At 36.7% G+C, this 15,087-nt stretch carries 12 protein-coding genes and 1 rRNA gene; 8 read left to right on the forward strand and 5 right to left on the reverse strand.

All coding sequences use genetic code 11. The annotated features are described in order from the left end of the window. Window positions 1–26: 26 nt before the first annotated feature. From mnmE to rpmH, 5 genes are all read right to left on the reverse strand, one after another. Complete coding sequence (gene mnmE, locus C9J29_RS23070; protein ID WP_008177979.1) at window positions 27–1,412, reverse strand: tRNA uridine-5-carboxymethylaminomethyl(34) synthesis GTPase MnmE; 1,386 nt, start codon at window positions 1,410–1,412, stop codon at window positions 27–29. 251 nt (window positions 1,413–1,663) lie between these two features. Further along, window positions 1,664–2,467 carry an RNA-binding cell elongation regulator Jag/EloR gene (gene jag, locus C9J29_RS23075; protein WP_008177981.1) on the reverse strand — a complete coding sequence of 268 codons (804 nt, stop codon included), beginning with the start codon at window positions 2,465–2,467 and terminating at the stop codon, window positions 1,664–1,666. Beyond that, entirely contained in the window at window positions 2,464–3,234 is a 771-nt protein-coding gene (gene yidC, locus C9J29_RS23080) for a membrane protein insertase YidC (protein ID WP_008177983.1), read from the reverse strand. The genes jag and yidC overlap by 4 nt, the downstream gene beginning before the upstream one ends. 354 nt (window positions 3,235–3,588) lie before the next feature. After that, window positions 3,589–3,933, reverse strand: a complete 345-nt coding sequence (rnpA, locus tag C9J29_RS23085; protein WP_043990425.1) for a ribonuclease P protein component — start codon at window positions 3,931–3,933, stop codon at window positions 3,589–3,591. 100 nt (window positions 3,934–4,033) lie between these two features. Next, the gene (rpmH, locus tag C9J29_RS23090) at window positions 4,034–4,168 is read right to left on the reverse strand and encodes a 50S ribosomal protein L34 (protein ID WP_004233310.1); all 135 of its coding nucleotides are present in this window, start codon (window positions 4,166–4,168) and stop codon (window positions 4,034–4,036) included. A 607-nt stretch (window positions 4,169–4,775) separates the two neighbouring features. On the opposite strand from rpmH, the gene dnaA reads away from it, so the two are divergent. The 8 genes from dnaA to C9J29_RS23130 all read left to right on the forward strand — a co-directional run. Beyond that, a complete protein-coding gene (dnaA, locus tag C9J29_RS23095) occupies window positions 4,776–6,125 on the forward strand; it encodes a chromosomal replication initiator protein DnaA (protein ID WP_008177987.1) in 1,350 nt (449 codons plus the stop codon). A gap of 170 nt (window positions 6,126–6,295) precedes the next feature. Then, window positions 6,296–7,432: a DNA polymerase III subunit beta gene (gene dnaN, locus C9J29_RS23100; protein ID WP_089986464.1), complete on the forward strand. Its 1,137-nt coding sequence runs from the start codon at window positions 6,296–6,298 to the stop codon at window positions 7,430–7,432. A gap of 111 nt (window positions 7,433–7,543) precedes the next feature. Continuing rightward, window positions 7,544–7,768 carry a S4 domain-containing protein YaaA gene (gene yaaA, locus C9J29_RS23105; protein WP_008177990.1) on the forward strand — a complete coding sequence of 75 codons (225 nt, stop codon included), beginning with the start codon at window positions 7,544–7,546 and terminating at the stop codon, window positions 7,766–7,768. Window positions 7,769–7,771: 3 nt separating this feature from the next. Beyond that, window positions 7,772–8,887, forward strand: coding sequence for a DNA replication/repair protein RecF (recF, locus tag C9J29_RS23110; protein WP_008177992.1), 1,116 nt, complete (start codon window positions 7,772–7,774; stop codon window positions 8,885–8,887). Window positions 8,888–8,979: 92 nt separating this feature from the next. Continuing rightward, entirely contained in the window at window positions 8,980–10,914 is a 1,935-nt protein-coding gene (gene gyrB, locus C9J29_RS23115) for a DNA topoisomerase (ATP-hydrolyzing) subunit B (RefSeq protein ID WP_089986465.1), read from the forward strand. Between the two features lie 25 nt (window positions 10,915–10,939). After that, window positions 10,940–13,405, forward strand: a complete 2,466-nt coding sequence (gene gyrA, locus C9J29_RS23120; protein WP_008177996.1) for a DNA gyrase subunit A — start codon at window positions 10,940–10,942, stop codon at window positions 13,403–13,405. A 141-nt stretch (window positions 13,406–13,546) separates the two neighbouring features. Continuing rightward, window positions 13,547–14,629 carry an HD-GYP domain-containing protein gene (locus C9J29_RS23125; protein ID WP_008177998.1) on the forward strand — a complete coding sequence of 361 codons (1,083 nt, stop codon included), beginning with the start codon at window positions 13,547–13,549 and terminating at the stop codon, window positions 14,627–14,629. 392 nt (window positions 14,630–15,021) lie between these two features. Then, window positions 15,022–15,087 (forward strand): 16S ribosomal RNA (locus tag C9J29_RS23130); the annotation flags it as partial.

Here is a 15,087-nt window from a genome sequence, read left to right on the forward strand (position 1 = left end):
CTCGTATCTTCCTTTCTTTCTTAAAGTTATTTTCCTAAACAAAACTGAGAAAATAGCTGGTTGATTAGGCTTTCTTGCACAGTGTCACCTATAATCTCACCAAGTAATTCCCAAGTTCTTGTGACATCAATTTGTACCATATCAACTGGAACTCCAGCTTGAGCAGCCGCTATTGCATCCTCAACTGTTGCCTGTGCTTGATGCAATAGTGCAATATGTCTTGCATTTGAAACATATGTTAAATCGCCCGCTTCAAGTTGCCCTTCAAAGAACAATGCAGCTATCGCTTCTTCTAGCTCTGTAACACCCTCCTCCTGTAAGAGAGAAGTTGTTACAATGCGATGTTTACCTGCTAGCTCTTTGACACGCGCTAAATTAATTTTTTGCGGTAGATCTGTTTTATTGATAATAACGATGTAGTCCATCGCCTCAATAGTTTCGAATAAACGCTCGTCCTCAGCAGTTAACTCATCTGCATAGTTTAATACAAATAATATTAAGTCTGCACCTCGAAGCGCTTCTCTCGAACGTTCTACGCCAATTCGTTCAACAATGTCTTCTGTCTCACGAATACCCGCTGTATCCACTAAACGAAGTGGAACACCGCGTACATTGACGTACTCTTCTATAATATCACGAGTAGTACCAGCAATATCTGTCACTATGGCCTTATTTTCCTGTACCAAGCTATTTAAAAGAGAAGATTTCCCTACATTTGGACGCCCCAAAATAACAGTCGATAAACCCTCTCGTAATATTTTCCCTTGAGAAGATGTTTGAAGAAGTTTAATAATTTCATCTCGTACCCATGTACATTTTTCTACTAAAACAGGTACAGTCATCTCTTCTACATCATCATACTCTGGATAATCTATATTAACCTCTACTTGCGCTAATGTCTCTAGTAAAGCTTGGCGCAAGTCACCAATAAGTCTTGATAATTTTCCATCCATCTGACCTAAGGCAACATTCATTGCTCGGTCTGTTTTGGCTCTTATCAAATCCATTACTGCTTCAGCCTGAGATAAATCAATACGCCCATTTAAAAACGCACGTTTAGTAAATTCACCTGGCTCTGCTAGTCTTGCTCCATTCGTTAATGCTAGTTGTAAAACACGATTAACTGAAACTAATCCACCGTGACAATTTATTTCAACTACGTCCTCGCGTGTGAAAGTTTTTGGACCACGCATTAATGATAGCATTACTTCCTCTACTACCTCTTTTGTTTTAGGATCCACTAAATGACCATAATGAATAGTGTGCGAATCCTTTGTCGTTAAACTTTTTCCACCTGGTGATTTAAATATTTTATCTGCAATCGCCACTGCTTCGTCCCCACTTAAACGAACGATGGCTATGGCACCTTCACCCATAGGTGTGGATATCGCAGCAATTGTATCAAACTCCATTTAATGACCTCCTTAACGTTATCCACATGTGGATAATCGAAACCGACCAATACTTACTAACACCTTAGACTAACATATTTTCAACAAAATCTAAAGTAAGGATCATTTCCAAATGTGGATAACAACCATTTTTTTATAGGACTGAATTTCGACAAAAATACTTATTCTTTGTCTCATAAAAAAAGGTCACTTTATCGCGAGGGATAAAATGACCTTTAAAACTATAGTGTCTGTATGTTTTTGAAAATAATCTAATTGTTTTTGACAGGCTCAATGACTAAATAACGATTAGGTTCTGAGCCTTCTGAATACGTCTCAAGATCAAGACGATTAGCTAATTGATTATGAATTATTTTTCTTTCGTATGACGGCATTGGTTCAAATGCCACACGTTGATTTGAACGTAATGCTTTATCCGCCATTCGATCAGCAAGTAACTCTAAAGCTACTTGTCGACGTTCGCGATAGTTTTCCACATCTAATTTCACCATTAAGAACTGCTTAGCGCTTTTATTGAGCACTAGCTGCGTTAATTGCTGTAAGGAATTTAATGTTTGACCACGTTTCCCGATAAGTAGAGCAGCTTTCTCACTTTTCAGCTGAAAATAAACGTATTTCCCTTCACGTGTCGTAGTTATTTCAAGATCATCAATATCCAATTGCTCAGCAATCGTTACTAAATAAGCTTTTGCCTCCTCAATTGGGTTTGCTGAATCTTCTTCCTCATTTTGTTCGTTTACAACTTTTTGAACAGCTTCGATTTCATTTGGTTGATCAGAAACTTGTGAACTGATTGTTTCAACATCATCTACTGCTAATTGTTTGTCTAATTGAGTCGTTATTTGCGATTCGGCTTCTTCACTTTCAATTACCGGAATCTGAACTTCCTTTACAGTTACACGAACTTCTGCGGAACGTGCACCAAAACCTAAAAATCCTTTTTTACCTTCTTGTAAAACTTCAACATCTACTTGTTCACGGGTTTTGCCAAGTTTCTGTAACGCCAATGAGATCGCTTCTTTTGTTGTTGCGCCTATTTGCGTAAGTTGTTTCACTTTTTAGCCCCTCCATTTTGAGCAGGTTGTGTTTTATCTTTATTCCAAGGCTTATAAATATACAGGTTTTGGAAAATCGAAATAATGTTCCCGATTACCCAATATAGTGATAATGCAGCTGGTAAGGCCATACCAAAAGCAATTATCATGAATGGCATAATATACATCATAATTTTCATTTGAGGATTATCCATTGCTGGTCCTGTACGTAATACGATAAATTGCATTAAACCTGCTGTAATTGCTAATGCAGGTGCAGGATCCGCTAGAGGGAAGATAAAGAAATTCCCTAAATCAAATGTAGATGTAGCATTCATACGGCTAATTGCATGATAGAAACCAATTAAAATTGGCATTTGAATGATTACTGGTAAACACCCTGCAAGTGGGTTTACACCTGATTCACTCATCAGCTTCATCATTTCTTGCTGATATTGTTGTTGTGTCTGAGCATCCTTAGAAGCATACTTCTTTTGCAGTTCCTTCAATTTTGGCTGAATTTCTTGCATCTTTTTAGAACTCTTTGTTTGTTTAATCATTAGTGGCAAAATTGCTAAACGAATAATAATCGTTACGGCAATGATCCCCCATGCGTACGTGCCAAGTAGCTCAGCAAAGTATTTTATCGCTGATACCAACGGCCAAACAATGAATTCATTCCAGAAGCCAGTGCTGTCTTTGGAAATTGGTTCATTGAATTCTGTACAACCAGATAGTAGTAGAGCTACTGATACTAGTGACAAAATTACCCAATGTTGTTTTTTCAACCTTCTTCCCCCTACAATTACTATTCACTTTTTCTAAATCTATATGCATCTTCTTTATTCACTGACTGACAGTTTCCTGCCCTAAAATCTGTGACATCTGACAGCAGCTTTATCTCAGCTTAAACAAAGATAAAGTTATCAGCTATTTTATCATGCCTATAACGTTTCACTCTACTAAATATTCTCACAATATACACTTATTCCTGAGTTTTGTGGCGAATTTAACATATTTTTAAGTGAAATCTAACGTTAAAAATACCCCTATACGTATACTTCCCTAGGTTATGGTATGCAATCTCACTCTCATTCTTAAAGCTAATAATACAGGCGCATTTTACCACTCGGTTGCATACATTACACTTTCTTCAATACCTTTGCGATTTTTAGTACATGTTGCAAACTTTGTTTCACTTCATGAAAATCCATAGTGGCCGCCGGTTGTCTGGCGATAATAACATAATCCATATTCGTCTTTAGATCATCCTTTAAGTCAAGAATACTATGTCGAATATAGCGTTTTATTTGGTTGCGTTTTACCGCATTCCCAAGCTTTTTACTAACCGATAAACCTACACGAAATTCTGTTTGTTCCTCTTTTGATAAAAAGTAAACAACAAACTGACGATTAGCGAAAGATTTACCTTTTTTAAACACCTTTTGGAAATCATCATTCTTCTTCACTCTTTGGCGTTTTTTCATTTCTTTCACCTGCTAATAGATAATATCTTTTGATCCTCATTTCTAGGTTTACCAAAAATAAAGAAAAAAAAGACCACTGATGTGGCTCAGTGGACTTATTTTATGCTGATAAAACTTTTCTTCCTTTACGACGACGAGCAGCAAGAACTTTGCGACCGTTTTTCGTGCTCATACGTGCGCGGAAACCGTGAACTTTACTGTGTTTACGTTTCTTTGGTTGGTAAGTACGTTTCATTTATATAGACACCTCCTGATATATGAGTTGAATTTTTCAACATACAGACTCGAATATTATATAAAGTAACTAGTTATTTTGTCAATGTATTTCACAAATTTCTTTTAGGTAGTCATTCTATGTATCTAAATGAATCTACTTCATCTTCCCCCAATGACCATTCCAATACTCCGAAAAAAACAATATTACTAACTTTTTTTTAAAATATTTATCCACAGAATACTTGTTTTTTTTGCACAGAGTTGTGTATAGTGTTTTTTGCATATTTTTTTATCCACAACATTTATCTACAGCTTTTTCACATACGCAGTGCTTGTGGACAACTCTAAAGTGCATAACTACAAGCTATGTGGATAAGTTTCATAAACTATTGAAATAGCTTTGTTTTTCTGATACGATTACTGTGCTTCACTTTGTTGAAAACTGAAATGAACATTTTAATTATCCACAACTGTTAATATGCTGTGGATAATTTTTATCACAGCCTTTGGTTAACTTTTATCCACAACTTGTGATTATGTGGACGAGTTGTAAAATGAACGTATTTGCCATTTCTATAAATGCAATTTTTTTTTATGTATTGAACACTGTAAAGGAGATTAGTAGCTTGGAACATTTAGAAGAATTATGGAATAATGTCCTGGCTCAAGTTGAACAAAAAATTTCTAAACCAAGCTTCGAAACGTGGCTAAAGTCTACCAAATTACTGTCCTACAATGGCAGTGGTTCAACTGTGACAATTGCTGCGCCAAATTCGTTTGCTCGAGATTGGCTTGAGAATCATTATATTCATTTGATTACAGGTATATTAACGGAGCTTACAGGCGAAGACTTGCTTATTAAATTTGTTGTTCAAAAAAACCAGGATTCGGACGATTTTGATTTGCCGGCGCCGATTATCCAAGCAAAGAATAACGATCACCATGATATTTCACCGGGGATGCTAAACCCGAAGTATACTTTTGATACGTTTGTTATTGGCTCTGGTAACCGCTTTGCACATGCTGCCTCTCTAGCAGTTGCTGAAGCACCTGCAAAGGCTTATAACCCTTTCTTCATTTATGGGGGAGTTGGGCTTGGTAAGACGCACTTAATGCATGCCATTGGTCATTATGTTTTAGAGCATAATCCGAATGCAAAAGTAGTCTATTTATCATCTGAGAAATTTACAAATGAATTTATTAACTCTATTCGTGATAACAAAGCACTTGATTTTCGCAATAAGTACCGCAATGTGGATGTACTGCTAATTGATGATATTCAATTCCTTGCTGGAAAAGAATCAACTCAAGAAGAATTTTTCCACACGTTTAATACTTTACATGAAGAATCCAAGCAAATTGTTATATCAAGTGACCGACCTCCAAAGGAAATTCCAACATTAGAGGATCGGCTACGTTCACGTTTTGAATGGGGATTAATAACGGATATTGCACCTCCTGATTTGGAAACACGTATTGCTATTCTGCGTAAAAAAGCAAAAGCAGATGGTTTAGAGGTACCCAATGAGGTGATGCTCTATATTGCGAACCAGATTGACTCCAATATTAGGGAGCTTGAAGGTGCGCTTATTCGCGTCGTTGCCTATTCATCACTCGTAAACAAAGATATTAATGCCACACTTGCTGCAGAGGCACTAAAGGATATCATTCCTAATTCAAAGCCACGAACTGTGACAATATTAGACATTCAAAATGCTGTTGGTGAGCATTTTAGTATACGTTTAGAAGATTTTGTGGCGAAAAAGCGTACAAAGCTAATTGCTTTTCCTCGCCAAATTGCCATGTATTTATCACGCGAATTAACAGATTTTTCGCTGCCGAAAATTGGCGAAGAATTTGGGGGACGTGATCATACAACTGTGATTCATGCTCACGAAAAAATATCTTCTTTGTTGAAAAATGACGTCCAGCTTCAACAAGATGTTAAACAAATTCGTAGCATGCTGGGGAAGTAATTACTGTGGACAATCCTACTATTTAAACACAAACTTATACACAGTCTATCTACATGTGGATAGACTGATTTTATTCATAAAAAGGCACTTATCCACAAATCCACAGAGCCTATTACTATATCTTTTTTATTTTATATAAATAAATAATATAAATATGTGAGGGAAAACGAATGAAATTTGATATTTTACGTGACCGTTTATTAGAGGGTTTAAATGATGTCATGAAAGCAGTAAGTTCTAAAACAACTATCCCGATTTTAACAGGGATTAAAATTGATGTAACAGAAGAAGGTATTCGCTTAACAGGTAGTGATGCAGATATTACAATCCAAACATTTATCCCTGTTGAGGAAGATGGACAACAGATTATTCACATTGCAGAAACAGGATCAATAGTTGTACAAGCTCGTATGTTTAATGAAATTGTACGTAAATTACCAACAAATGATGTTGAAATCCATGTAACACCTGGTTTCCAAACTCATATTCGCTCTGGTAAATCTGAGTTCCATTTAATTGGCTCTGATGCAGCTGAATACCCATTATTACCAGAATTAACGGAAGATCAAAAATTTACTATTCCTGCTGATCTTCTAAAAACAATTATTCGTGAAACAGTGTTTGCAGTTGCCACTTCAGAAAGTAGACCGGTGTTGACAGGTGTAAACTGGCAGATTAAAAACGAAACATTAATCTGTGTTGCAACAGATAGTCACCGTTTAGCTAGACGTAAGGTACAACTGGAAAATTTACCAGAAGTTGAGCATAGTGTTGTTATCCCAGGAAAAAGTTTAAATGAGTTAAATAAAGTACTAGAGGATTCTACAAATCTTGTCCAAATTGTTATTACAAGTCAGCAAGTATTATTTAAAACAGGAGATGTTTTATTCTTCTCTCGTTTGTTAGAAGGAAATTACCCAGACACTACTCGCTTAATTCCGGAAGAATATCAAACTAATGTAACGATTAACGGCAAATCTTTATTGCAAGCTATTGACCGTGCCTCACTAGTAGCAAGAGGAGACCGTAATAATGTTGTCCGTTTTGAAATATTAGGCCACCAAGCAGTTGAAGTTTCTTCTAATTCACCTGAAATCGGTAAAGTACAAGAGGAAATTCCTGTTGAGTCATTAGAAGGGGAAGGTCTGAAAATTTCTTTTAGTGCCAAATATATGATGGAGGCATTGAAGGCAATCGACGGCCAAGATGTAGTTATTCAATTTACAGGCGCAATGAGACCGTTTATTTTACGCTCGGTTCATGACGATGCAATTTTACAATTAATTTTACCTGTACGTACTTACTAAAAATTTAAGATCTGTTAGGATAGTCGCAATTTGCGGCTATCTTTTTTACTTATGGGGAAATTTTAGGTATGATAGAGAGATAGTCAGTCTGTATTTGGAGGGGAACACACTATGCAGGACATTAAAATCGATGAGGAGTTCATCACGTTAGGGCAGCTATTAAAAATATCTGATGCCATTAGTTCAGGTGGAATGGCGAAGTGGTTTTTACAGGAAAATGCTGTATATGTCAATGGAGAAGTAGACGATCGTCGAGGTCGAAAATTACGTAACGGAGATGTTATAAATATACCAGGATGTGGTCGTTTTCAGATCGTAGGACCAACTGGGCAATAAACTATGCATATTGAACAAATAAAACTTACAAATTACCGTAATTATGATGCCTTAGCTTTAAACTTCTCTCCAAAAATTAATGTTTTCATTGGTGAAAATGCTCAAGGAAAAACAAATGTTATGGAGTCTATTTACGTATTAGCAATGGCTAAATCCCATCGAACAACGAACGATAAAGAATTGATACGTTGGGATTCAGACTATGGTAAAATAGAAGGGGCCGTTCAAAAAAGACATGGTATTTTACCGATTGAGCTTACGATTACAAAGAAGGGTAAAAAGGGCAAGATAAATCATATAGAGCAAAGTCGCCTTAGTCATTATATTGGCCAAATGAACGTCGTAATGTTTGCACCAGAGGATTTAAACGTTGTAAAGGGTAGTCCGCAAATACGCCGACGTTTTATTGATATGGAGATTGGGCAAATTTCGCCTGTCTATTTACATGATTTATTAACCTTTCAAAAAGTTTTAAAACAACGTAACCATTTCTTAAAGATGAACCAGGGCAAGTCCATGTCAAATGATGTGATGTATGAGGTTTATAATGAACAATATATTCATGCAGCTACCCAAATTATTCGTAAAAGATTTCAATTTATGGATTTATTGCAGGAGTGGGCTGAACCTATACATGCAGGTATATCACAAGGGAAGGAAACGCTCGTTATAAAATATCGTACGGTAGCTGGAATAGAAAAAGAACATTCTTCTAGCGAAATTGAAAATACTTTACATCAAAAATTGATGGAAGCAAGAGAACGCGAATTTGACAGAGGTGTGACGTTAGTAGGTCCACATCGTGATGATTTGCAGTTTTTAGTAAATGGCTATGATGTGCAAACATATGGCTCGCAAGGACAGCAGCGTACAACCGCATTGTCTTTAAAACTTGCTGAAATTGAATTAATTAAACAAGAAACAAATGAAACACCCATACTACTTTTAGATGATGTCTTGTCGGAACTTGATGATTATCGTCAATCGCATTTATTAAATACCATTCAAGGTGAAGTGCAAACCTTTGTCACAACTACAAGTGTTGAAGGAATTCATCATGAAACAATGGAGCAGGCTCAACTGTTCCACGTGAAACAAGGTGCGATAGAAAAAAGTTAGCCAGGGTAGTTTTTTAGATTACAAAAGAATGGTAATAGTCAGCTCGGTTGACTGTTCATTCATTTACACACAATGATGTTATGAAGGAGTAGATGAAAGCCGTGGCTATAGAGAACGAAGGTTTACAAAACCAAGCTTATGAGGCCGATCAGATACAGGTATTAGAAGGTTTAGAGGCAGTACGTAAAAGACCAGGGATGTATATCGGTTCAACAAGCTCAAAAGGGTTACACCACTTAGTATGGGAAATCGTTGATAATAGTATCGATGAAGCTCTAGCAGGATTTTGTACTGATATACAAGTAACAATTGAAAAAGAAAACTGGATTCGCGTAGAAGATAACGGTCGTGGTATTCCGGTCAGCATTCAAGAAAAGATGGGTAAGCCTGCTGTTGAAGTTATCATGACAGTTTTACATGCTGGTGGTAAATTTGGCGGTGGAGGCTACAAAGTTTCAGGTGGTCTACATGGAGTAGGGGCATCCGTTGTTAATGCTCTTTCTGCTGAAACAATTGTGCAAGTTCACCGCGAAGGTCATATTCATGAAATCAAATTCCAACGTGGAAAAACGATACAAGAGCTAAAAATTATTGGTGATACAGACCGTAATGGAACAACAACACGTTTTAAAGCGGACCCAGAAATTTTTAAAGAAACTACTGTTTATGAGTATGATATTTTAGCTCATCGTATTCGTGAATTGGCTTATTTAAATCGTGGAATCAAGATTACCATTGCCGATGAACGTGAAGGTGAGGAGCGTTCAACTACATATCACTATGAAGGTGGTATTCGTTCATATGTTGAGCACCTAAATCAATCTAAAGAGCCGATTCATGATCCGATTGATGTACTTGGAGAAAAAGATGGTATCTCGGTTGAGATTGCTATGCAATATAATGCCGGATTCTCTTCTAATATATTTTCATTTGCTAATAACATTAATACGTATGAAGGTGGTACACATGAGTCTGGTTTTAAAACAGCTCTTACACGCGTCATTAATGATTACGCACGAAAAGGTGGATTATTGAAAGAAGCTGATGCCAATTTGACAGGTGAGGATGTGCGCGAAGGCTTAACAGCTATTGTTTCTATTAAACATCCAGATCCTCAATTTGAGGGGCAAACAAAAACAAAGTTAGGGAACTCGGAAGTAAGTCAAATTACTAACGCTTTATTCTCGGATGGCTTTGAACGTTTTATGTTGGAAAATCCAACTGTTGCTCGCAAAGTTGTGGAAAAAGGTTTAATGGCAGCTCGTGCTCGTGTCGCAGCCAAAAAGGCCCGTGAATTTACTCGTCGTAAAAATGCACTTGAAGTGTCAAGTTTGCCTGGTAAATTGGCTGACTGTTCTTCAACAAATCCAGCTGATTGTGAAATCTATATTGTTGAGGGTGATTCTGCGGGAGGATCAGCTAAATCAGGACGTGATCGTCACTTCCAAGCAATATTGCCTTTACGTGGGAAAATTCTCAATGTTGAAAAGGCACGCTTAGATAAGATTTTATCGAACGCAGAAATCCGTGCCATGATTACAGCATTCGGTACTGGTATTGGAGAAGAGTTCAATTTAGAAAAGGCCCGTTATCATAAAATTATTATTATGACAGATGCCGATGTTGATGGTGCACATATTCGTACATTGCTTTTAACATTCTTCTTCCGTTTCCTTCGTCCACTTATAGAGGCAGGCTATATTTACATTGCGCAGCCACCACTTTATCAAGTGAAACAAGGTAAGCATGTTGAATATTGCTATGATGATGAAACATTAAAAGAAATTTTAGAACGACTACCAAAAATGCCAAAACCGAATGTACAACGTTATAAAGGTCTTGGTGAAATGAATGCTGAACAACTTTGGGATACTACAATGGATCCAGAGCACCGTACATTATTACAAGTAGAATTAGATGATGCAATTAAGGCTAACCAAGCATTTGAGCGTTTAATGGGCGATGAAGTTGAACCTCGTCGTCAATTTATTGAGGAAAATGCCGTTTACGCTAATTTAGATATCTAATTTTTCTTGAGAGGAGGTCTACACTTTGTCAGAACAAGAACGCTCCGGTGTTAAAGGAATTAATATTACAGAAGAAATTGAAACATCCTTTCTTGATTATGCAATGAGTGTAATTGTTTCACGTGCATTACCTGATGTACGTGATGGATTAAAACCAGTACATCGTCGTATTTTATATGGGATGCAGGAGTTAGGAAATACAGCAGATAAACCTTACAAAAAATCAGCACGTATTGTTGGGGATGTTATGGGTAAGTACCATCCACATGGTGACTCTTCCATTTATGATGCTATGGTACGTATGGCACAAGATTTTAGCTATCGTTATATGCTTGTTGACGGTCATGGGAACTTTGGTTCTGTTGATGGTGATGGAGCGGCAGCTATGCGTTATACAGAATCACGTATGTCTAAAATTGCGATGGAAATGCTACGTGATATCAATAAAGACACAATTGATTATACAGATAACTATGATGGCTCCGAAAAAGAACCGATTGTTTTACCAAGTCGTTATCCAAACTTATTAGTAAACGGTGCTGCAGGGATTGCCGTTGGTATGGCCACAAATATTCCTCCTCACCATTTGGGAGAAACGATTGATGCGGTTATAGCACTTTCTGAAAACCCAGCCATTACTACAGAAGAATTGATGGAAATCATCCCTGGCCCAGATTTCCCTACTGGCGGATTAATTTTAGGCCGTAGTGGGATTCGTAGAGCCTATGAATCTGGCCGTGGTTCTATTATTATTCGTGCGAAGGTGGAAATTGAGCAAAAGGCGAATGGTAAGGAAACTATCCTTGTTCATGAATTACCATACCAAGTAAATAAGGCTAAGCTGATTGAAAAAATAGCAGAGCTTGTGCGTGATAAAAAAATCGATGGTATTACGAATTTACGTGATGAGTCAGACCGTCGTGGTATGCGGGTAGTTATCGAGGTACGAAAAGATGCAAATGCAAATGTAGTGTTAAATAATCTATACAAACAAACAGCTATGCAATCAAGCTTTGGTATCAATATGCTGTCATTAGTAAATGGTCAGCCAAAGGTATTGGGCTTAAAAGAAATGCTATACCATTATTTAGAGCACCAAAAAGTTATTATTCGTCGTCGTACTGAATTCGATCTTCGAAAAGCAGAAGACCGTGCACATATTTTAGAAGGCTTACGAATTGCATTAGATCATATTGATGAAATAATTGCGATTATTCGTGGTTCACGTAGTGGTGAAGAAGCGAAGCCTCAATTAATGGAGCGTTTTAATTTATCAGAACGACAAGCTCAAGCAATTTTAGATATGCGTTTAGTTCGTTTAAGTGGCTTAGAGCGTGAAAAAATAGAAGCTGAATATCAAGAGCTTCAGGTTCTAATAGCTGAATTAAAGGCAATTTTAGCGGACGAAGCTAAAATTGTTGATATCATTCGTACTGAAATTTTAGAGCTGAAAGACCGCTATAGTGATATACGCCGTACTGAAATTACTTCTGGCGGTATTGAAATGATTGAAGATGAGGATCTAATTCCTGTTGAAAATTCAGTCGTTACTTTAACGCATAACGGCTATATTAAACGTTTAGCTGCGAATACATATCGTAGTCAGAAACGCGGTGGTCGTGGAGTTCAGGGAATGGGTACAAATGAAGATGACTTTGTAGAGCATCTTATGAATACCTCTACGCATGATACAATTCTATTCTTTACTTCCAAAGGTAAAGTATTTAGAGCGAAAGGTTACGAAATTCCAGAGTATGGTCGTACAGCTAAAGGGCTACCGATTGTTAACTTGCTCAATATCGATAAAGGTGAGAAAGTAACAGCGATGATTCGTGTTGGATCATTTGATGAAGATGCGTACTTTATCTTTACAACTAAAACGGGTATTACGAAACGTACACCTGTATCACAATTTGCCAACATTCGTACGAATGGTTTAATAGCTATCAGTTTACGAGAAGATGATGATCTTATTTCTGTTCGTTTAACAGATGGGGATAAGCAAATTATCATCGGTACACGTGATGGTATGCTTGTTCGTTTCCAGGAAGATGATATTCGTTCTATGGGACGTACAGCTGGTGGTGTACGAGGTATTAAACTTCGTGATGGTGACGAAGTAGTAGGTATGGAGATTGTTGAACCAGGACAAGAAATTTTAGTAGTTACTGAAAAAGGTTATGGTAAACGTACTTCTGAAGATGATTATCGTTTACAAAGCCGTGGTGGCGTTGGATTAAAAACAATGCAAATTACTGATAAAAATGGTCCGATGGTGGCTGTGAAAACAGTTGATGGTTCAGAGGATCTTATGCTTATAACTATTAACGGTATGCTTATTCGTATGGATGTTAATGATATTTCATTAATTGGGCGCAGCACACAGGGTGTTCGTTTAATTCGCTTAGGTGATGAAGAATTGGTTGCAACTGTGGCTAAGGTTGAAAAAGCAGAAGAATTGCCTGAAGACGAAGAGGAAATAGAGGAATAATTTAAACCGATGACGACAGCGTTCATGTCGATCATCGGTTTTTTATTATAAATAATGAAAAATAAGTAATTATTTTGAATTACATGATAAAATAAAAGTACCCTTATTTGAAGCAAGTTAAAGTGGAGAGGTGTTCATTTCATGGAAACAATACATGTTCCAATTTCAGAGTTAGGCGTTGGTAGAGTAATTTCTGAAGATATTTTTGCTAATACACAGTATCCTATCATCTTTAAAGATACAATGATTTCCCATGTACATTTACAAGTTTTCCAGGCATTTAATATTTTTAACGTCCCTGTTTATAAAAATCAAAACGATATTCGGTCGGAAAAGAAAGAAATTGATGTAGAAGTAGTAGTAGAGGACATTCCGACTTTTAGGAAGTCTTATAATCATTCTATTGAACAATTTAAAAAGGAATTTAAAAATTGGGAAGCGGGTGCTAAAGTAGATATCGCCAAAGCAAGAACCATTATATTGCCTTTGGTAGAAATGGTCTTGGAAGATCGAACAATTATTTTTGATTTAAATGAGTTTTCTAACCCTAAAGACTATTTATATCACCATAGTGTAGCAACAGCTTTGATTTCCTCTGTCGTTGCTCAAAAGTTAGGCTATGATAGAGGGACAACAATTCAAATTGCCATAGGTGGCCTATTAGCTGATTGTGGAATGGCTAAAGTACACCCCCGTATTCGAGATAAAAAGACACCTCTTACTGAGCAGGAGTTTGATGAAATTTATAAACATCCAATTTATAGCTATAACATGGTGAAGGATTTAACCATTTTAAAAGAAACTATGAAAGAGGCAATATTTCAACACCATGAACGTTTAAATGGAAGCGGGTATCCGAAAGGCGAAAAGATCGCTAATATTTCTATCTTTGCGCAAATCATTGCCGTGGCAGATGTATTCCATGCCATGACTTGTGAACGTGTATATAGGTCAAAGCAATCGTCGTTTAAAGTAATAGAAATGATTAATGAATCTGAGTTCGGTAAGTTTGATATTAAAGTGGTACGTGCATTAATCGATATTGTTGCGGATCTCCCTATAGGTACGATTGTTGAACTTTCTAACCTAGAGCGTGGAGAAGTCATGTTTGTAAATAAGTTTGCACCCACACGTCCTCTCATTAAATTAGTTCATACAGGCGAAATTTTTGATTTAGGAAAAAACCGCAGTTTTTATATTTCTCGAATCATTACTAATTTGTAGAAAGGCAAGCCATAATTATGGCTGCCTTTTTTCATTTATAGTAAGGATCATAATGTGGAGAGGTATACGGTTATATAAAGTATAGTACCTTCAATTTCCAACTTTCTCTTCTACTAGGCAATATACTATTTTTGCTTAGTATCAAGTGTTTGAATTGATAAATTTAATCTATTGAAATATTTTTAGATAATATGTTGACATAGTTGTCGAATCTTGATATTATTAGTGAGTCGCCAAGAGGTGACGCTGAAATAAACAACATGAACCTTGAAAACTGAACAAGCAAAACGTAATCAATAAAGTTTTTAGTAGCTAGCCTAGCTAGTGAACAAAACAAAATTTTGGACATCAAAATTGATGCCAGCAAAACAATTTGAGCTAATCAAATTTCTTTTATGGAGAGTTTGATCCTGGCTCAGGACGAACGCTGGCGGCGTGCCTAATACATGCAAGTCGAG

The organism is Lysinibacillus fusiformis, from assembly GCF_003049525.1.
Classification (GTDB): domain Bacteria; phylum Bacillota; class Bacilli; order Bacillales_A; family Planococcaceae; genus Lysinibacillus; species Lysinibacillus fusiformis.